The organism is Nonomuraea antimicrobica, assembly GCF_039536965.1.
GTDB lineage: Bacteria > Actinomycetota > Actinomycetes > Streptosporangiales > Streptosporangiaceae > Nonomuraea > Nonomuraea antimicrobica.
In genome coordinates this window covers 23,724-42,549 of the sequence record NZ_BAAAZP010000086.1, presented here as the reverse complement: position 1 = coordinate 42,549, position 18,826 = coordinate 23,724, and the positions used below count along the sequence as shown (strand labels likewise).

The window sequence follows — 18,826 nt, the reverse complement described above, 5'->3', positions numbered from 1 at the left end:
CCCTGAGCGACCTGACAGTCGGCCTGGCGTCCCCGAACAAGCTCACCACCGTCGGCACGAACGGGCTGACGGTCACCGGAACCATGTCCGCCCAATCCTCGCTCTACGTTTACGGCTACCTGAATGCCTACAACGATATGACCGCCGAACAAGGAGTGACGATCAGCCGCGACCTGACGGTCTACGGCAAGGCCAACCTAGAGGCGTTGTTCGAGGGCCAGGCCATTCTCCAACCCGTGTGGAACGGGAACAGCACAGATCCCGTCACCGTCTACAGCGACGGCATCCTGTTCCTCAGAGCCGGAGCCACGGACACCGGTTCGTGGTCATTCCTCACCGTGAAAGAGGGGGGTGAGGAATGTATTCGCATGAGCTTGGGAGGGACGTCCACCAGCTTTACGATTCCCATGCGAAAAGGGCAAGAATGGTACGTCCATGGCCTTTCATACTTCACGTTCGGCTGCCTCACATTTCATTGGTTCAGCTTTCGCTAAGAATGTCTGCCGACGGCCGGCCGCGGATTCCTTTCCCCCGGACGGGATGATGTGGAGATGACGTTGTCGACGGTGTTCACGGAGATGCTCGGTGTGCGGCACCCGATCGCGCTGGCGCCGATGGGTGGGTCGGCCGGTGGGGCGCTGGCCGCGGCCGTCTCCCGGGGTGGCGGGTTCGGGATTCTGGGCGGCGCGTACGGCGACCCCGAGTGGCTGGCACGGGAGGTGCCGATCGTCGCGGCCACCGAAGGGCCGTGGGGCGTCGGTTTCCTGACCTGGGGGATCGATCTCGCCGCGGTGGACCTGGCGCTGAGCTACGAGCCCAGGGCCGTGATGCTGTCCTTCGGCGACCCGGGCCCCTACGCGGAGCGGGTTCGCCGGGCAGGGGCCCTGCTGATCCTTCAGGTGACCGATCTGGACGAGGCCAGGCGGGCCGTCGACCTGGGGGCCGACGTGATCGTGGCGCAGGGCGCCGAGAGCGGCGGGCACGGGGCCGCGCGCGGGCGGTCCACGTTGCCGTTCGTGCCCGCGGTGGTGGATCTCGTGGCTCCGGTGCCGGTGCTCGCGGCGGGCGGGATCGCCGACGGACGCGGTGTGGCGGCGGCTCTGGTGCTGGGCGCCGCCGGAGCGCTCGTCGGCACCCGCTTCCAGGCCACCACCGAGGCCCTGGTCGATCCCGCCATCACCAGGGCGATCATCGAGGGACGCGGCCAGGACACCGAGCGGAGCACCGTGCTGGACATCGCACGAGGCTCTGCGTGGCCGTCGAAGTACCCGGCCCGCACCCTCGGCCACCCCTACCTCGATCGCTGGCGCGGCCGGGAGGCCGAGCTGGCCGCCGATCCCCAGGCCCGTCAGGACTACCGGGACGACGTGGCGCGCGGCGCGATCCCCCCGCTGCCGGTCTGGGCGGGCGAGGCCGTCGACCTCATCACCGACCTGCCCTCGGCGCAGGACCTGGTCACAGCGATGGCCACCCAGGCCGAGGACGCGCTGACCCGAGCCGGACGCCGCTGACCCGCCGACCGGGGGACGCCGTTCCCGCTCGTCCGTCACCCACCGCGCCGGAACCAGTGAGCCGGAACCAGTGAGCCGGGAGCGTCGATGATCGGGAAATGTCGGCGGCGATCGTTACTGTCCCGGCCATGGATCACTGGAACGAGATCAGGAAGCTGATCGAGGGGCGGCACGCCGAACGGCTCACCGAGCAGCTCGTGGCGCTCGGCGGGGAGGCGCGCAAGCAGGTGGCGGCTCGATTGCCGGAGCTGCTGAAAGAGCTGCGGGGCCGCTTCGACCGATGGGACCGCGACCTGGTCGACTATGCCGTCGTGCTGCGCGTGGCGGGCGCGGCCACCCTCGGCGGCGCCGCGGCCGTGGCCTCCTGGCTCTATCGGCGCGACTACGCGCCCCAGTGGGCCGGGCCCGACAACGACGTCGACCTCGTCCTGACCGTGCTCGCCGACCGGCCCGCCGCCTGGCGGGCCGACCTGGCGGAGCGGCTGGTGCTGCGCACGCGCGTCGCCGACGACCGCGGCATGGCGCTCGCCCTGGCCCTGCTGCGCCGGACCGGCATCACGCCGCCACCCCACGACGTGCTCGTCGCGGGCTGGGCGAACGGCTCCCCGTCGCGTCTCGGTGACGATCCGCTGCTCGATCACCTGCTGCCGCGGTTGTTCGAGGCCGAGGGCGTGGGCCGGGTGCTGCAGTGGGACAACGCCCCGGACGCGGGCTGGCTGGGCGCGCTGCTCGACCTGGCCGACGCGGGCCGCGTCGAGCGCGAGGCGCTGATCGTGGGGTGCCTGCGCCGCTTCCTGCGCGGGGGCACGCCCATCGACCTGCGCTTCTTCGTACGCCTGCACGAGGCTCTCGACCCCTCGCCCGCCGAGGTGGCCGGGCACGCCCGCGACTACCTGCGGCTGCTGCCCGCCGCGCCGGGCCCGGTCGCCGACCTGGCCGTCAAGCGGCTGCGCGCCCTCGCGCCCCAGAGCGGCGGCACCCCCGCGGAAGGAACAGGGAGTGCCGACATGCGGGCCACCGGCGGGCTGAGCGCCGATGATCTGGCCGAGGCATGGGAGTCGCTGCTGTTCCGCGCCGAGCGCAAGCTGGTCCGCGCGGGCCTGTCGTGGCTGCGGGCTTCCGTGCGCCGGTCGCCCGAGCTGGCCGACGCGGTGGCCGCGCCGCTGGCCAGGGCGTTCGCCGCCGACTCCGCCGAGCTGCAGGAAATGGCCGTCGAGGTGGCCCTGGCCCACGTGGGCGGCATGGGCGAGGAGAGCCGCGCCGTCATCCGCGAGGCCGTCGAGCTGCTGCCACCCGGCCTCGGCAGGCAGGCCGCGCTGGCCTTCGACGGGGGCACGGTGGCCGACGCCGCGCCCGCGTACGTACCACCGCCACTCCCGCCCGCCCCCGAACGCGCCGGCGCCCTCGAACCCCCTCCCGGCTCCCCGGCGGAGCTGGCCCGGCTGACGAGCCAGGACGGCGGACGGACGTGGCAGGCGTGGGAGCGGCTGCTGGCCGGGTTCGTGACGCTGGCGGGGCGTGACCCGGACGGCGTGGCGGCGGCGCTGCGCCCGCAGCGGCTCGACTGGGCGAGCTGGACGTACCAGGAGGAGAGCTGGCGCCGGGCCGATCAGTGGCTCCAGGGGGCGGTGCTCTCCCTGTCGGGGGCCGCGCCGAAGCGGCGCGTGTGGCTGGACCTGCTGCCGACCTCCCGCGTGGCCGCCCCCGACCTGCTCCTGCTGCACCGCGCGGCCGAGATCCTGCGTGCCGTCGAGGAGGGCGGCCTGCCGCCGCTGCTCCTGGCCACGCCCACGCACGACACGGGGCACGTGGCGGCGGCCGAGCTGGTGCGGCGGCTGGAGGTGCTGGAGGCGGCCGGGGTCAAGCCGCTGGCCGCCGACTTCCAGCAGGCCCTGCTGCGCCTGCCGCGAACGCCGGATCCCGAGGCGGCCGGGCGGGCGGCCCGGCTGACGTCCGCGGCGGGCCGGGTGCTGGCCGCCTGGACCTGCCCGGAACCCGCGGTGGCCATGGAATGGAGGTGCGGCAACGCGGGGCCCGAGCACGACTGGCACGACCGGGGGCACGACCACAACGTACGCCTGACGCCGACGTGCGCGGGCGGGCGTACCGGGTTGCCGCTGGTGGATCTGATGCTGGGCGGGGTCGAGGAGCGCACCGAGGCGGAGCACGTGGCGTGGTGGCCCGCGACCTTGCCCGCGCATCGGGAGGTGGCCGCGGCGCACCTCGCACCCTACGTGCTCATCCGCTATTGGGACGCGAGCTGGGTGGGGCCCGCGCAGGCGCTGGCCGTGGCGCGTTCGGAGGGGCCCGCCGGGGCGGCGTTCGCGCTCCTGCTGGCGCGGGTGCTGGGCGATCCGCAGATGCCCGAGTCGCTGGAGGTGCTGCTGGAGGTGGCCGCGCGGGGCGAGCTGCCGGCGCGGGAGATGGGCCGGCAGGTCGGGCTGCTGCTGGCGACCGGCGAGGTACGGATGATCGACATGGTCGCGGCGCTGGAGTCCGCGGCCCGTCAGGGCGCGCACGCGCAGGTGTGGGAGATCGCCGCGGCGGCGCTGCCGGTGCTGCTGCCCCCGGAGGGCGAGCGGCCCCGCAACGGGCTGGGCGGGTTCGTGGCGCTGGCCGCCTCGGCCGCCGAGTGGTGCGGGGCGCGCGGCGAGATCGCCGAAGTACGAGCGATGGCCGCCCGCAAGGGCAACAGCGGCCTGCTGCGCGAGGTCCGCCGCCTGCACGACCACCTCACCGCGGCCCCAGGCCGTGCCATGGGACAGGAGAGATGATCACTGTGTGGAGACGACCGAGGCGGACCAGGCGTCACCGATCCCGCCATGCTGCGGTGCACGCCAGGCGGATGGAGATCGGCGACCTCGCGCGCGCCGCCGCCGGGCCGACCTGGTCGCGCCTGGAGGTCCGGCGCGACCAGGTCGGGGCGTACGCGCGTACCGTCGTCACCTGCGACGGCCGCGAGATCCCCGTCGAGGGCATGGACGAGCCGTTCCAGCTCATGCGCGAGCTGTCCTACGAGGCCGGCGCCGGCACCTGGTTCACCTGCGAGCTGGAGTTCGCGGCCGGCACCCGGGCCTACGCGGGGCGGGTCCAGTCCGCCGAGCCGCCGTTCGAGGAGGTGCCGCCGGTGGCCGCGCTGGCGGAGCTGACCGCCTTCCCCCGCCTGGAGCCGCCCGCCTGGTTGTCGTCGGCGCTGCCCACCGCCGTGCCCCTCGGGCTGCCCGGTGACCACGACGACAACTACCACTGGCTCTACACCTCCGACGACCGCCCCCCGCCGCCCCCGCCGCCGATCAACGGGGAGATGTCCTACACGCCGGACGCGGGGATGACGGCGGGTGTGCTCCTTTACCAGCAGGACCACGGCCACCAGACGCTCTACCTCGCCGAGCGGGCCGACGATCAGGAGTGCGAGCACTTCTACGTGGGCCGTTACGACCAGGCGTACTGGGTGGCGCGGCAGGGCATGCGCGCCGCCGGCGAAGCGGTGCGGGCACTGACGCTCGACGGCGACCGGCTGGTGGTGGAGGTGACGACGGAGGGGGCCGACGAGCTGGAGACCGAGACGGTCTTCACGATCCGCCTCGACCTGCCGCCGGAGCGGATCGGCACGTTGCGTACGGTGCTGCCGGGCGTGCTGGGCCAGGTCGAGTCGCCTCCCGAGCTGATCGGCTTCTGACCGGGCGGGGGCGGTGGTCAGGAGGCGCGAACGGTCAGCGGTGTCCGGCCGTCTCGGCAGGCCAGGCCGACATGGCCAGGGCGGCGACGCGCAGGAGGTCGGACTCGGTGGCGCCGTCGCGCGACTGGGTGGACATGCCCTGGATCACCGAGGCGTAGAACGTGGCCAGCCCTGCCGTGTCCGTGCCGGGCGCCAGCCGCCCGGCCGCCACGTCGTCGTCGATCCGCCGCCTGAGCGCCGCCTTCGCCTCCTTCCTGAAGCCCCTCAGCAGTTCCTCCACCTCGGCCGACTCGGGCCCGCAGTTGACCGCCGCCGTGATGATCAGGCAGCCGCGCGGGTGCGCCGGGCCGGCGTACTCGTGGGCGGCCTCGCGCAGGACGCGCTCGATGGCGCCGCGCCCGGTCGGCTCCTCGGCGAGCGCGCGGGCGGTGAAGGCGCCGTAGGTGGCCTGGTAACGGCGTACCGCCTCCTCGAACAGCCGCTGCTTGTCGCCGAAGGCCGCGTACAGGCTGGGCGGTCTGATGCCCATCGCGGCGGTGAGCTCCGCGACCGAGGTCGCCTCGTAGCCGTGCCGCCAGAACGCCAGCAGCGCGCTCTCCAGCGCCGCCTCCCGGTCGAATGCCCGCTGTCTCGCCATGCACCGATTCTATAGCGGTCACTATGATATGTTTTCTGTATCGATCACTAAAGAAAGAGAGCGCAAGATGAGGACTGCCCTGGTGACCGGCGGGAGCAGGGGGATCGGCCGCGCCATCGCGCTGCGCCTGGCCGGTGACGGCTTCCACGTGGCCGTCAACTACGCCAAGGACGAGGCGGCGGCCAAGGAGGTCGTCGCGCTGATCGAACGGGACGGCGGCACCGCGTTCGCCGTGCAGGCCGACCTGGGCGTGCCGGAGGACGTGCACCGGCTCGCGGAGCGGGTGGGGAGCGAGACCGGCGTGCTCGACGTGCTCGTCAACAACGCGGGCATCGGCATGTCCAAGCCCATCGCCGACGAGACGCCGCAGGAGTACGACCGGCTGTTCGCCGTCAACGTCAAAGGGCTGTTCTTCCTCACCCGGCAGGTGCTGCCGCTCATCCCCGACGGCGGCAGGATCGTCAACATCACCTCGGGTGTGGCCCGCATCGCCTTCCCCGAGGGGATCGCGTACGCGATGACCAAGGGCGCGGTGCAGGTGTTCACGCTGGCGCTGGCCAAGGAGTTGGGCCCGCGCGGCATCACGGTCAACAACGTCGCGCCCGGGATCATCGACACCGACAACAACGCGAGCTGGCTGCGCGGCAACCCGGAAGGGCAGGCGTACGCGGCGTCCAGGCATGCGCTCAACCGGGTGGGACACGTGGACGAGATCGCCGGTGTGGTCGCGTTCGCCGCCTCGCCGGACGCGAGCTTCGTCACCGGCACCACCCTCGACGCCACCGGCGGCGGAAACCTCTAGAGCCGCCCTGCCGGGCGGGCCGGGCACCTGCCTGAAGGGGCAGCGTGGCGGGCTGATCGGCCACTCCGCTGATGCCTTGATCGGAAGCACGCGATCATGAAACAATTTCCCGGCAGGTATATCCGGGGTGTTAGGAGGTCCCTCGCACATGATCCGCGAGCCGATCGAGCGGCCCTAGGGTGCCGGACGACGAGCTGGACGAGGCGTTCGGGCTCGGCGAGACATGTGCGCTGGCCGCCGAGTGTGGCAGGGATCTGCGGAGATGTGCCCAGATTTATGTGGGTTTGTTCCCGGCGGCCGCCTTCGGTCCCGACTACTTCAACACCCTGACCCTCGCCACCGCCTTCAGCGCCCCCTGGGCCGGAGCCGAACGGCTGAAGGTCGTCAACCGCGCCGCCCTGTGGGTGAGCGCCGTGGACCGGCTCGTCGACCACACCGCGATCACCTGCGCGCAGGTCGACCGCCTGACGGACGAGTGCCTGGAGGTGGCGGAGGGGGCCGCGCCGCGCTCGGCGGTCACCCGGTTCCTCGCCGACCTGCGCGACGAGCTGGGCACCGTCAAGGAGTTCGGCGACCTGCAGCGGATCTGGCTCGACCAGCTCGCCGCCATGCTGGCGGGCATGGCCAGGGCCTGGGTGTGGCGTGACACGCGCGCCCTGCCCTCGCTGGCCGGCTACGTCGGCAACGCCGACTGCCGCGGCTCGTCCTTCGTGGACCTGTCGCACTGGATCTACACGGCCGACGACTGGTCGAGGGCGCATCTGGCGGAGCTGCGCGGGGTCAGCAGGCAGGTGCAGCGCTACCTGCACCTGCTGGGCGACGTCGCCTCCTACCGCCGCGACATGAGCTGGGGCGACCTCAACGTGCTGGCGCTGGGCGTGGAGCGGGCGGAGGTGACGGGGACGATGGCCGAGCTGGCGCGCGAGGCCGAGACGCTCATCGAGCCGGTACGCCTCCACAGCCCCCGTACGGCCTCCTACCTGCGAAGACAGATGGGCTTCCACGCCGGGTTCACCGGCGTTCCCGGCTACGGCCCTGCGACGTGAAGCGTCTGTCGGAATTCATGACAGAAAATCTTGACTCTTCCCGTTAGATCAGCGAATGGCATCGCTTACAGCTACAAACCGTGACATTTTGTTTCTTGTAAAAATTCGCGGTTTGAGTGGAAAATGTGGCGTTGCTAAGGTGTTCTCGTTGCCAGGCATGTGGACCGACCCTCCTCAGCGCGCCTTGACAGGTACCACTGACCACGGCACCTCAGGGGTGGGGTCGCGCATGCGCGGGAAATGTACGGGCGGTGCTGGATGGAGTTCGGTCGCTCAGACCGTTGGCGGCTGCCGACCGCGATCAAGATTCTGATCGCCGGAGGATTCGGCGCGGGCAAGACCACCATGGTGGGCGCCGTGTCGGAGACCAGGCCGCTGCGCACAGAAGAGGCGCTCACCCAGGTCGGGGTGCACGTCGACGACCTGGCGGGCGTGGAGCGCAAGCTCACCACCACCGTGGCGATGGACTTCGGCCGCATCACCATCCGCAACGACTACATGCTCTACCTGTTCGGCACCCCCGGCCAGGAGCGCTTCTGGTTCGTGTGGGACGAGCTGGCGATGGGCGCGCTCGGCGCCGTGGTGCTGGCCGACACCCGCCGCCTGGAAGACTGCTTCCCCGCCGTCGACTACTTCGAGAAGCGCGACCAGCCCTTCATCGTGGCGCTCAACTGCTTCGAGGGCACCTCGGCGTTCACCGTGGGCGAGGTGCGCTCGGCGATCGGCCTGGAGCCGGACGTCCCCATCGTGCGCTGCGACGCCCGCCGCCGCGACTCCGGCAGGGAAGTGCTCATCACGCTGGTCGAGCACGCCATGCGGCGGGGCGTCACCCCCGTCGGGACCATGTTGTGACCATCACCGGCTACCTTTGATCCGATGGAGGAGATCGACCGCCGGATCGTCACGCTGCTGGCCCGCGACGGCCGCATGAGCTTCACCGACCTGGCCAGGGAGACCGGGCTCTCGGTCTCAGCGGTGCACCAGCGCGTACGCAGGCTGGAAAAGCGGGGAGTCGTCCGCGGATACGCCGCGATCATCGACCACGACGCCGTGGGGCTGCCGCTGACCGCGTTCGTGTCGATCAAGCCGATCGACCCCGCCGCGCCCGACGACGCCCCCGACCGGCTGGCCCACCTGACCGCCATCGAGGCGTGCCACAGCGTGGCCGGTGACGAGAGCTACATCCTCAAGGTGCGGGTGGCCTCGCCGGTCGCGCTGGAAGACCTGTTGCAGCAGATCCGCGCCTCGGCCAACGTCTCGACCCGCACCACGGTCGTGCTGAGCACCCCCTACGAGCACCGCGCCCCCGAGGTGGCCGCCGAGCCGTCCCCCGGCTCGGACGACTCGTAGCAGACCACACAGGCGGACGCGGCGGCTCCTGACGGGCGCGAGGGCGAGCGGTCTCAGCGCGGCGGCTCCTGACGGGCGCGGGGGTGAGCGGGGTCAGCGTGGTGGACCGTAGTGGGCGCGCAGGCGCGCGGTGGCCGGGTCCGCCGCGCCCAGCCGCTCCAGGCCCAGCAGCGCCGCCCCCATGACCGGCGGCAGCTCCGCCACCACGAGTTTGGCCCGCGGTGCCCGCAGCGCGAACCCCGTGTCCAGCAGCGCGGTCATCAGCGGGTCGCGGGCCGTCAGCAGGCCGCCGCCCAGCACCACCTCCGCAGGGGTCTCCAGCAGGCCGAGCCGCCGCAGGCACACCTCCGCCAGCACCGTCACCTCCTCGGCCTGCCGCTCGACCAGCGCCCTGGCCACCGCGTCCCCGTCGCCGGCCGCGGCCAGCACGCCCGGCGTCAGCTCGTGCAGGCGGTCGCCGTCCACGCGGCCGAAGTGCAGGCCCAGCACCAGCTCCTCGACCGTCGCCGTGCCAAAGTGGGCGGTGACCACCCCGGTCAGCGCGGTCGGCGCGCCCCTGCCGTCCTCGGCGCGGATGGCGTGCCACAGCGCCTCCTCCGCCAGCCCCTGACCGCCGCCCCAGTCACCGCTGATGCGCCCGAGCGCGGGGAACCGGGCCACCTCACCGGCGGGGGAGACGCCGACCGCGTTGATGCCCGCCCCGCACACCACGGCCACCCCCCACGGGGCCGACGCCCCCGCCCGCAGCAGCGCGAACGTGTCGTTGAGCACCACCACGTCCGCGCCGACGCCGCGGGCGGCGAACTCCCTGGCCAGCGCCTCCTCCTCGACCGGCAGATCGGCGCCCGCCAGGCAGGCCGACACGTGGTCGAAGCCGGCACGCGGCACCCCGGCGGGCAGCGTGGCCAGCGCCGCCGTCACCACGTCCAGCGCCGCGCCCACGCCGTCGCGCTGCGGCGTGAACCCGCCCGAGCGGGCGGTGGCGAGCACGTCCCCGTGCTCCGACACCACCACCACGTCGGTCTTGCTGTTGCCGCCGTCCACGGCGAGCACGAGCCTGGTACGCCCCACTAGCCCACCGTCCACGGAAGGTGCGCCCGGTTGGCCTCCAGCAGCAGCCCGGTCAGCTCCTCGGCGGGCTCGTCCTGCCCGATGAGCGGGTGGGCGAGCAGCGCGTCGCGCACCCGGTCCGCGCCGCCGTGCAGGGCCGCCGCCAGGGCGAGCGACTCGTACGCCGACACGTGCGCGATCAGCCCCGCGTACAGCGGCTCCACGGGCGCCACCGGCAGCGGCACGGCCCCGGAGGCCGTGATGGCGGCGGGCACCTCGATCACCGCCTCCGCACCGAGGAACGGCAGCGTGCCGCCGTTGCGCACGTTGACGACCTGGGTGTCGCCCCGGTCGCCGAGCAGCGAGGCGACCAGCGCCACCGCCGCCTCCGAGTAGAACGCGCCGCCCCGCTGGGACAGCAGCTCGGGCTTGGTCACCACGGCCGGGTCCGCGTACAGCTCCAGCAGCCGCGCCTCCATCTCCGCGACCTCGGCCGCCCGCGACGGCTTCGCGCGCTGCTCGCGCACCACCGCGTCGTGGGCGTAGAAGTAGCGCAGGTAGTAGGACGGGATCGAGCCCAGCCGCCGCAGCAGCTCGGGGCGCAGGCCCAGGCCCTCGGCCAGCTCGTCCGCGTGCTCGCGCAGGAGCGCGGGCAGGACGTCCTCGCCGTCGAGGTGCACCGCCCGCACCCAGGTCAGGTGGTTGAGCCCGACGTGGCCCAGGGAGACGCGCGCCGGGTCCACGCCCAGCCCGGCCGCCATCCGGCGCTGGACGCCGATCGCCACGTTGCACAGGCCGATGGCCCGGTGCCCGGCGTCCAGCAGCGCCCTGGTGACGATGCCGACCGGGTTGGTGAAGTCCACGATCCACGCCTCGGGGGCGACCGAGCGTACGGTGGCGGCGAGGTCCAGCACCACCGGCACCGTACGCAGCGCCTTGGCCAGCCCGCCCGCGCCCGTCGTCTCCTGCCCCACGCATCCGCAGCGCAGCGGCAGCGTCTCGTCCACCTCGCGGGCCGCCTGCCCGCCCACCCTGAGCTGGAACAGCACCGCCCGCGCCCCCGCCGCCCCCTCGGCCACCGAGGAGGTGGCCACCACCCGCGCCGGGTGTCCCGCGTGCGCCAGCATGCGCCGCGACACCCCCGCCACCAGCTCCAGCCGCGAGGGGTCCGGATCGATCAGCACCAGCTCGGTCACCGGCAGCTCGTCGCGCAGCCGCGCGATCCCGTCGACCAGCTCCGGCGTGTACGTCGAGCCGCCCCCGACCACCGCGAGTCTCAACCTTTCACTCCCGTCAACGTCACGCCCTCGATGAACACCCGCTGGGCGAAGAAGAACACGATGATCACCGGTGCGGTCACCAGGAGGGTGGCCGCCATGGTGAGGTTCCACTGCACGCTGTGGAACGCCTTGAACGTGGCCAGGCCGAGCGAGAGCGTCAGGTTCTCCTGCTCGACGCCCGCGTACAGCAGCGGCCCGTAGTAGTCGTTCCAGCAGTAGAAGAACTGGAAGAGCGCCACCGCGGCGACCGCCGGGCGGGCCATCGGCAGGATCACCCTGACCAGCGTCCTGAAGTCGGAGCAGCCGTCCACCTTCGCCGCGTCGGTGTAGTCGCGCGGGATCGTGATCAGGAACTGCCGCAGCAGGAAGATGGAGAACGCGTCGCCGAGCAGCAGCGGCAGGATCAGCGGCCACAGGCTGTCGGTCAGCCCCAGCCGCGCCCACACCAGGTAGATCGGCACCGCGACGACCTGCGGCGGCAGCATCATGGCCGTGACGACCAGGAGGAAGGCCGCCCGCCGCCCCCGGAAGCGGAACCGGGCCAGCGCGTACGCCACCGGCACCGACGACAACACGGTGAACAGCGTGCCGAGCGCCGCGTACATGAACGTGTTGCCCGCCCACCGCAGCAGCAGCGACTTCTCGAACACCTCGGCGAAGTTCGCCCAGTTCCAGCTCCGCGGCCACAGGTCGCTGGTCAGCGCCTGCTGGTCGGTCATCAGCGCGGTCAGCGCGATGAACACGATCGGCGCCAGGAACATCAGCGCCAGCGCGATGGCCAGCGCGTGCGTGGCCACCCACGACAGCAGCCGCCGCCTGCGCGCCCTGGCCCCGTCGAGCCGCGGGCCGCGCGCCACGGCCCGGCCCGGCGGCGCGGTGATCGTGGCGCTCATGCGTCCTCCTCGACCCGGCGGAACTGGCGCAGCAGGATCGACGTGAAGATCATCGACGTGGCGAACAGGAGCAGCGCGAGCACGCAGGCGTAGCCCATCGAGTAGTCGCGGAACCCGGCCTGGAAGAGCCACTGCGGCAGGGTGAGCAGCGACTCGTCGGGGTAGCCGGGGCTGAACGAGCTGCCCGGCGAGTCGGTCACGCCCGAGGCCACCCGGGAGGCGATCATCGCCTGCGTGAAGTACTGCAGGGCGTAGATGACGTTCGTCACCAGGCTGAACATCAGCACGGGCGCGATCATCGGCAGCGTCACGCTGCGGAACTGTCGCCACGGGCCGGCGCCGTCGATGGCCGCGGCCTCGTACAGGTGCCTGGGCACGTCGAGCAGCGCCGCCATGAAGATCACCGCGAGCTGGCCGCAGCCCCACAGCGACAGCAGCGTCAGGCTGGGCTTGGACCAGGCCGGGTCGCCGAACCAGTCGGGCCCCTGGACGCCGAACAGCGCCAGGAACTGGTTCAACGGCCCCGTCGACGGGTTCAGCAGGAACACGAACGTGATCGTCCCCGCCGCCGCCGGGACCAGCGAAGGCAGGTAGAAGATCGTCCGGAACAGCCCGGTTCCCGCCTTGAGCCTGATCACGAGCTGGGCCAGCGCGAGCGAGAACAGCACCGTGGCCGGAACCATGATCAGCACCAGCCACAGCGTGTTGCCCGCCGAGGTGAGCACCCTGGGGTCCTGGAGCAGGTAGCGGTAGTTGTCCAGCCCGATGAACTCCAGGGTGTACATGTCGTAGCGGTGGAAGGAGAAGTACACCGTCGACAGCAGCGGATAGACGAAGAAGACCGACACACCGACCAGCCACGGCGACAGCCAGACGAGGGCCCGCAGGCCGCTCCCGCGCCGCCGCGGCGGTCCAGAGAAAGGCCCGGAGACGGGCCCAGAGACGGATGCGGAGAGCACGGTGGCCACCTCAGCCCCCGGAGAGCTTCAGCTTGTCGTTGATCAGCTTGTCGACGCCTCGCAGCCCGGCGTCCAGGTCCGGCACGTCGCCCTTCTCCCACTTGGTGATGAAGGACGAGAACGCCTCCTGGTTGAAGAAGCTGTTGACGCTGGCGGGCAGGGTCGAGGTCTTGGGATGGGCGAAGATGTCGAGGAAGGTCGCGAAGTTCGCGTCCTTGGCCAGGTCGGGCGAGTCCATCGACGCCTTCGTGGTGGGGACGTTGCGCAGCGCGTTCGACAGCGTCACCAGCGAGCCGGTGTCCATGGTCAGGTGCTTGATCAGCTCCCAGGCGTGCTGCGGATGCTTGGCGCCCTTCGGCACGCCGATCACGGTGCCCGCGGTGAAGCCGCTGCCGTACAGGTCGGGGCTGTCGTCGGCGACGGGCAGGGGAGCGGTGCCGTAGTCGAGGTCCTTCGCCTCATTGGCGATCATGGCGTTGCGCCACTCGCCGTCGAGGACCATGGCCACCTTGCCCTTGTAGAAGGGATGCTCGGCGCTCCACTCGTCGCCCAGGCTCTTGCGGAAGCGTTCGAGCCGGTCGTGGCCGTACCAGTCGATCAGCTCCTTCTGCCAGGTCAGCAGCTTCTTCCAGGCAGGGTCGGAAGCGATGGCCGAGGTGCCGTCGTCGTTGTACCACTTCGCGCCCACCATGGGGCCGAGGTGGCTGGGGCTGTTCTCGTAGTACTGGACGCTCGGGATGAAGCCCGCCACCTCGATCTCGCCGTCGGCGTTCCTGACCGTGAGCTTCTTGGCCAGCTCGGTCAGCTCGCTCAGCGTCTTGGGCGGCTCCTCGCCCTTCATCAGGGCCCTGTTGTAGTAGAGCCCGTACGCGTCGGCCAGCAGCGGCAGCGTGCACTGCCTGCCCTCGAACGCCGTGTACGAACGCGCCACCGCCGGCAGCACCGACAGATCCACGCCGTCCTGCCCGATCACCGGCGTGAGGTCCTGGAACGATCCCGACCTGCACCACTGGGCCACGTTGTCGGTGGTGAACGAGGCCGCCACGTCGGGCGCCCGGCCACCCCGGATCGCCTGGGTGATCTGATCGTCCTGGACGCCCTTGACGGCCTTGACGGTGATCTGCGGGAATTTCCGGTTGAAGCCGGCGATGGCGTCCTCGAACGCCTTGACCTCGGCGTCGGTCGAGAAGCCGTGCCACAGCTCCAGTGTGGCGGCCGGCAGGGCCTGGGAGGCCGACCCTGAGGGTCTGGGCTGGGCGCCGAGCGACGGCCCGGCCTCCCGGTTCGCGGTGCACGCGGTCAGCGCCAGCACGGCGGCGGCCGCCAGGGGGACGAAGCGCACGGGGGGTGCCTCCTGCTCACGATGGAACTGTCGAGCTGAACACCTCGTCGCGGACGGCGGCGAGGGCGAGGTCGAGGGCGCCGGCCAGCACCGGGTTGCCCTCGACGCTGGACAGGCGTACTCGGGGTTGGGGGATGCTGAGCGCGTGCAGCTCGTGTTCGACCAGCTCGCGCAGGGTCTCGCCGCCCGGCAGCACCACGCCGCCGGTCAGCACGATCAGCTCGGGGTCGACGACGGACGTGATGGCGGCCAGGCCCACGGCCAGGCGGGCGGCGATGTCCCGCAGCCCGGCCCTGGCGTCGTCGGCCTTCTGGCCGCCGCCCGCCGCCGCGCGTACGGCGTTGGCGACGGCGTGGCGGAAGTCGGCGCCGCGCACGCCGTACGAGCGCAGCAGCTTCAGCACGACCGTGCCGCCGGTCAGCGCCTGGTAGCCGTGGTTGGCGTAGCGGCCCGACTCGCGGGCGGTCGGCGCGCCCGGGGTCGGCATGTAGCCCACCTCGCCCGCGCCTCCCGTGGCGCCCCGGTGCATGCGCCCGCCCAGCACGATGGCCGCGCCGATGCCCTCGTCGGCCCACAGCAGCACGAAGTCGCGGTGACCGCGCGCCGCGCCGTGCGCCTGCTCGGCCACCGCGGCCAGGTTGACGTTGTTCTCCACGTCGGCGGGGACGCCGAGCCCGGCGCTCAGCGCCGGCACCAGGTCGGGCATCTGCCAGCCGGGCACGTCTTTGGCCGCGGCGTAGCCGAGCCGCCCCGTGGACGGGTCGATGGCGGCCTGCACGCCGATCACCACCCGGCGCAGCTTGTCCGGCGGCCGCGTGCCGAGCAGCGCGGCGTTGAGCCGGTCGACCAACTCCCCGGGGGGACGGCGCGGCGTCGGCAGCGTGTGCTCGCCGACGACCGTGCCGGTGATGTCGGCCACCCTGGCCTCGATCCGGTCGGGGGTGACGTCGAGCGCGCCCACGTACGCCGCCGCCGGGTTGATCCGGTAGACCTCCGCCGTGCGCCCCGGCAGGCCCTCTCTGACGCCGTCCAGCACGACCAGGCCCGCCTGCTGCAGCCGGGACAGGAGCTGGGAGGCCGTGGGCTTGGACAGCCCCGTGAGCGCGCCGATCTCGGGCCTGGTCAGCGGGCCGCGTTCGAGGAGGGCCTGCAATGCGGCGCGATCATTGATCGCACGTAGCAGACTGGGGGTCCCCGGAACCGGACCGCTCACGGCGTTCTCCTCCAATTGAGATGGACATCTAGGTTAGGAAAGTTTCCTAACTCTGGACGACCATAAAAAAGCCCGCGGGTGGCGGTCAAGGGGCGAAACCAAGACGTAACCGAACGCGGGAAAGGGGGAAAGTGGATGGGAGTGCCTCGACAGGCATGCTAATGTCATCGTTTGTCGTAACAACAAGCAGACTGGCCCGGAGTGTCCCATTAACCACATTAACGGTCAGGCGGCAAGTCGTCAAACGGAGCTCGCGAAAGAGCAGGAGTACGTCACCCGTCTGTACGACCGCCTCGACACGCTGCGCGAGCGTACCCAGCGGCAGCTCAAGGAGGTGCTGGCCACGGGCGCCGTCGGCACGATGCAGAACCGGTCCGAGCGTGACACGTTCGCCGACATGTACGCCTCCCGCCTCGCCCGGCTCTGGGCGGTCGAGCGCGGCCTGGTTTTCGGACGGTTGGACGACCTCGACGAGGGTCGCCTGTACATCGGCAAGCTCGGCATCACCGACGACGACCAGCTCCGCCTGCTCATCGACTGGCGGGCGCCGGTCGCGCAGCCGTTCTACCGGGCCACCCCGGCCGCGCCCATGGGCGTGACCAGGCGCCGCCACCTGCAGACCAAGGGCCGCAGCGTGATCGGCGTCGACGACGACCTGCTCGACCTCGACTCGCTCACCGAGGACGACCGCGCCACGCTCAACGGCGAGGCCGCGCTGCTGGCCGCGCTCGACGAGCGGCGCACGGGCCGCATGCGCGACATCGTCGCCACCATCCAGGCCGAGCAGGACCGCGTCATCCGCAGCGACCTCAACGGCGTGCTGGTCGTGCAGGGCGGCCCCGGCACCGGCAAGACCGTCGTGGCCCTGCACCGCGCCGCGTACCTCCTCTACACCCACCGCGAGCGCCTGGAGCGGCGCGGCGTGCTCATCCTCGGGCCCAACCTCACCTTCCTGCGCTACATCGAGCAGGTGCTGCCCTCGCTCGGCGAGACCGACGTGCTGCTGTCCACGGTCGGGGAGCTGTACCCCGGCGTGACCGCCACCGTCAGGGAGCGTCCCGAGGTCGCCGCGCTCAAGGGCGACCTGCGCATGGCCGAGGTGCTCGCCAGGGCCGTACGCGACCGGCAGAAGGTGCCGCGCCGCCCCATCGAGCTGACCGTCGGCCGCATCACGCTCACCCTCGACCGCGCCATGCTGGAGACCGCCAGGAACAAGGCGGCCCGCTCGCGCCGCCCGCACAACCAGGCCCGCGCCGTGTTCGTCCGGTCCCTGCTCAACGGGCTGGCCAGGCAGCAGGCCCGCAAGATCGGCAAGGGGCTCATCGACGAGGAGGAGCTGGGCGACCTGCGGGAGGAGCTGCGTACCGAGCCGGTGGTCAAGTCCGCGCTCAACCGGCTGTGGCCGTACCTGACGCCGCAGCGCCTCCTGCTGGGCCTGTACAGCTCCCCCGAGCGCCTCGGCCACGCCGCCGCCGCGCTCACCCCCGAGGAGCGCCGGCTCCTGCGCCGCGACGGAGGGGAGTGGACCGAGTCCGACGTGCCGCTGCTCGACGAGGCCGCCGAGCTGCTCGGCGACATCGACGAGCAGGTGCTGCGCGCCAGCGCGCTGCAGGCCGAGGAGGAGCTCGCCGCCGCCCGCCAGGCGGAGGAGAGCGAGCGCGAGGCCGAGCTGGCCTACGCCCGCGAGGTGCTGGAGCTGACCGGCCTGTCCGACGTCATGGAGGCCGAACGCCTGGCCGAGCGGCAGCGCGGCGGCGGCCCCTACCTCACCACCGCCGAACGCGCCGCCGCCGACCGCACCTGGGCCTACGGGCACGTGATCGTGGACGAGGCGCAGGAGCTGTCGCCGATGGCGTGGCGGGCCGTCATGCGGCGCTGCCCGACCCGGTCGATGACGATCGTCGGCGACATCGCCCAGACCGGCTCGGCCGCCGGGGCCCGCTCGTGGGCGGAGGTGCTCGACCCGTACGTGGCCGGGCGCTGGCGGCAGGAGCGCCTGACCGTCAACTACCGCACGCCGGTGGAGCTGATGGCGGTGGCGGCCCGCGTCCTGGCCACCATCGACCCGGCGCTGGAGGCCCCCACGTCCGTGCGCGAGCTGGGGGTGCGGCCGTGGTCGGCGCCGCTGCCCGCGCTGTCCGAGCTGGCCAAGGCGGAGGCGGGGGAGGGCGGCAAGGTCGCCGTGGTCGTCCCCGACGAGCTGCTGACCGTCCTCGGGGCCGAGGTGGCCGCCACCGTGTCCGGCGCCGTCGTCGTCGTGCCAGGGGCCGGCCGGGCCAGGGGGGCCGAGGCGCTGGACGCCCCCGTCACCGTCATGGGCGTGGCGGACGCCAAGGGGCTGGAGTTCGACTCGGTCATCGTCGCCGAGCCCGACCTCATCGCCGCCCAGTCGCCGCGCGGGCCGAGCGACCTCTACGTCGCGCTCACGCGTGCGACACAGCGGCTGGGGGTCGTTCACGAACGGCCGCTCTCACCGGCTTTGCGGGGCTTGCCAACCCGGTCCACGAGCACCGCTAATGGGCTTTGACCGGCTTTGGTGGCACCGGCCAAACATGTCCTACCTGCGAAAACTTGATGTTTCTGCTGATCGGGACACGGTTGACATCTGAGGTGGAGTCGGTAGTTTGCTGCGCAGTCCAGCACGGGACTTGGCCGGTTGGCCGTCTCTGACATCGTCGGATCCTGCGTCCGTGACGGAGCGTGACTCCGTCCACACAGCCAGGTGCAGGGCCGTCGGTCCGTCGAGTCGGGGCACCCCAACCGGGCGGGGGGTTGGACCCGGGACGGGCCCGGCAGCCCAGTAGACAACGGAATTCCGCGCTCGCCGCCGACGAGACGGGTCCGGTCCGAAGGGTTTCCGGGCCCTCTTCCCGCTCTCGTGCGCAGGGCCGCCCTTGCGCCGGGTGGTCCCGTTCACTCGCGGGATCACCCTGCCGGCCCCTCCTTCTCGTGTCACTCGCGGCCCGGCCGGGGCCGACGTTCCGATCTTTCCTGGGCCGCGTCGGCCTGAGTGCGGTCCGGGGGCGGTAGCGTTTTCGCAAGCAGGCTTTTGCGAGGTGGCGAG

At 72.0% G+C, this 18,826-nt stretch carries 16 protein-coding genes; 9 read left to right on the top strand and 7 right to left on the bottom strand.

Annotation, left to right across the window (positions count from 1 at the left end):
• Window positions 1–83: 83 nt before the first annotated feature.
• The 4 genes from ABD844_RS22610 to ABD844_RS22595 all read left to right on the top strand — a co-directional run bounded on the left by ABD844_RS22610 (window position 84) and on the right by ABD844_RS22595 (window position 5,190).
• Entirely contained in the window at window positions 84–494 is a 411-nt protein-coding gene (locus tag ABD844_RS22610) for a hypothetical protein (RefSeq protein WP_344881193.1), read from the top strand.
• A gap of 57 nt (window positions 495–551) precedes the next feature.
• Window positions 552–1,511 carry an NAD(P)H-dependent flavin oxidoreductase gene (locus tag ABD844_RS22605; protein WP_344881190.1) on the top strand — a complete coding sequence of 320 codons (960 nt, stop codon included), beginning with the start codon at window positions 552–554 and terminating at the stop codon, window positions 1,509–1,511.
• Window positions 1,512–1,639: 128 nt separating this feature from the next.
• Window positions 1,640–4,285: a DUF7824 domain-containing protein gene (locus ABD844_RS22600; RefSeq protein WP_344881187.1), complete on the top strand. Its 2,646-nt coding sequence runs from the start codon at window positions 1,640–1,642 to the stop codon at window positions 4,283–4,285.
• Window positions 4,286–4,341: 56 nt separating this feature from the next.
• A complete protein-coding gene (locus ABD844_RS22595) occupies window positions 4,342–5,190 on the top strand; it encodes a hypothetical protein (protein ID WP_344881184.1) in 849 nt (282 codons plus the stop codon).
• Window positions 5,191–5,224: 34 nt separating this feature from the next.
• Here the strand turns inward: ABD844_RS22595 and ABD844_RS22590 are convergent, their stop codons facing one another.
• Window positions 5,225–5,827, bottom strand: coding sequence for a TetR/AcrR family transcriptional regulator (locus tag ABD844_RS22590; RefSeq protein WP_344881180.1), 603 nt, complete (start codon window positions 5,825–5,827; stop codon window positions 5,225–5,227).
• Window positions 5,828–5,894: 67 nt separating this feature from the next.
• Between ABD844_RS22590 and ABD844_RS22585 the strand changes: the two genes are divergently transcribed.
• The 4 genes from ABD844_RS22585 to ABD844_RS22570 all read left to right on the top strand — a co-directional run bounded on the left by ABD844_RS22585 (window position 5,895) and on the right by ABD844_RS22570 (window position 9,025).
• Window positions 5,895–6,629 carry an SDR family NAD(P)-dependent oxidoreductase gene (locus ABD844_RS22585; RefSeq protein WP_344881177.1) on the top strand — a complete coding sequence of 245 codons (735 nt, stop codon included), beginning with the start codon at window positions 5,895–5,897 and terminating at the stop codon, window positions 6,627–6,629.
• A 179-nt stretch (window positions 6,630–6,808) separates the two neighbouring features.
• A complete protein-coding gene (locus tag ABD844_RS22580) occupies window positions 6,809–7,675 on the top strand; it encodes a terpene synthase family protein (protein WP_344881174.1) in 867 nt (288 codons plus the stop codon).
• 258 nt (window positions 7,676–7,933) lie between these two features.
• Window positions 7,934–8,527, top strand: a complete 594-nt coding sequence (locus tag ABD844_RS22575; protein WP_344881171.1) for a GTP-binding protein — start codon at window positions 7,934–7,936, stop codon at window positions 8,525–8,527.
• A gap of 24 nt (window positions 8,528–8,551) precedes the next feature.
• Window positions 8,552–9,025, top strand: a complete 474-nt coding sequence (locus ABD844_RS22570) for an Lrp/AsnC family transcriptional regulator (RefSeq protein ID WP_344881168.1) — start codon at window positions 8,552–8,554, stop codon at window positions 9,023–9,025.
• A gap of 93 nt (window positions 9,026–9,118) precedes the next feature.
• Here ABD844_RS22570 and ABD844_RS22565 read toward each other — a convergent pair whose 3' ends face one another.
• From ABD844_RS22565 to ABD844_RS22540, 6 genes are read right to left on the bottom strand one after another with little or no spacing between them, the layout of a single operon-like run.
• The gene (locus tag ABD844_RS22565) at window positions 9,119–10,096 is read right to left on the bottom strand and encodes an N-acetylglucosamine kinase (RefSeq protein ID WP_344881165.1); all 978 of its coding nucleotides are present in this window, start codon (window positions 10,094–10,096) and stop codon (window positions 9,119–9,121) included.
• On the bottom strand, window positions 10,096–11,355 hold the full coding sequence (locus ABD844_RS22560; protein WP_344881162.1) for a 6-phospho-beta-glucosidase: 1,260 nt from the start codon (window positions 11,353–11,355) through the stop codon (window positions 10,096–10,098). The genes ABD844_RS22565 and ABD844_RS22560 overlap by 1 nt, the downstream gene beginning before the upstream one ends.
• Window positions 11,352–12,248, bottom strand: a complete 897-nt coding sequence (locus ABD844_RS22555) for a carbohydrate ABC transporter permease (protein WP_344881159.1) — start codon at window positions 12,246–12,248, stop codon at window positions 11,352–11,354. Before ABD844_RS22555 ends, ABD844_RS22560 begins: the two co-directional genes overlap by 4 nt.
• Complete coding sequence (locus ABD844_RS22550) at window positions 12,245–13,207, bottom strand: carbohydrate ABC transporter permease (RefSeq protein ID WP_344881156.1); 963 nt, start codon at window positions 13,205–13,207, stop codon at window positions 12,245–12,247. The genes ABD844_RS22555 and ABD844_RS22550 overlap by 4 nt, the downstream gene beginning before the upstream one ends.
• Window positions 13,208–13,217: 10 nt before the next feature.
• Window positions 13,218–14,549: an ABC transporter substrate-binding protein gene (locus tag ABD844_RS22545; protein WP_344881153.1), complete on the bottom strand. Its 1,332-nt coding sequence runs from the start codon at window positions 14,547–14,549 to the stop codon at window positions 13,218–13,220.
• Between the two features lie 16 nt (window positions 14,550–14,565).
• Window positions 14,566–15,762, bottom strand: a complete 1,197-nt coding sequence (locus ABD844_RS22540) for an ROK family transcriptional regulator (RefSeq protein WP_344881150.1) — start codon at window positions 15,760–15,762, stop codon at window positions 14,566–14,568.
• Window positions 15,763–16,096: 334 nt separating this feature from the next.
• On the opposite strand from ABD844_RS22540, the gene ABD844_RS22535 reads away from it, so the two are divergent.
• The gene (locus ABD844_RS22535; protein ID WP_344881147.1) at window positions 16,097–18,289 is read left to right on the top strand and encodes a HelD family protein; all 2,193 of its coding nucleotides are present in this window, start codon (window positions 16,097–16,099) and stop codon (window positions 18,287–18,289) included.
• Window positions 18,290–18,826 lie beyond the last annotated feature (537 nt).

Excerpts from the sequence above, each read along its gene's own strand:
- ABD844_RS22610 (WP_344881193.1), top strand. The coding sequence starts at position 84 with ATGTCCGCCCAATCCTCGCTCTACGTTTACGGCTACCTGAATGCCTAC.
- ABD844_RS22605 (WP_344881190.1), top strand. The coding sequence starts at position 552 with ATGACGTTGTCGACGGTGTTCACGGAGATGCTCGGTGTGCGGCACCCG.
- ABD844_RS22600 (WP_344881187.1), top strand. The coding sequence starts at position 1,640 with ATGGATCACTGGAACGAGATCAGGAAGCTGATCGAGGGGCGGCACGCC.
- ABD844_RS22590 (WP_344881180.1), bottom strand. The coding sequence starts at position 5,827 with ATGGCGAGACAGCGGGCATTCGACCGGGAGGCGGCGCTGGAGAGCGCG.
- ABD844_RS22585 (WP_344881177.1), top strand. The coding sequence starts at position 5,895 with ATGAGGACTGCCCTGGTGACCGGCGGGAGCAGGGGGATCGGCCGCGCC.
- ABD844_RS22575 (WP_344881171.1), top strand. The coding sequence starts at position 7,934 with ATGGAGTTCGGTCGCTCAGACCGTTGGCGGCTGCCGACCGCGATCAAG.
- ABD844_RS22570 (WP_344881168.1), top strand. The coding sequence starts at position 8,552 with ATGGAGGAGATCGACCGCCGGATCGTCACGCTGCTGGCCCGCGACGGC.
- ABD844_RS22555 (WP_344881159.1), bottom strand. The coding sequence starts at position 12,248 with ATGAGCGCCACGATCACCGCGCCGCCGGGCCGGGCCGTGGCGCGCGGC.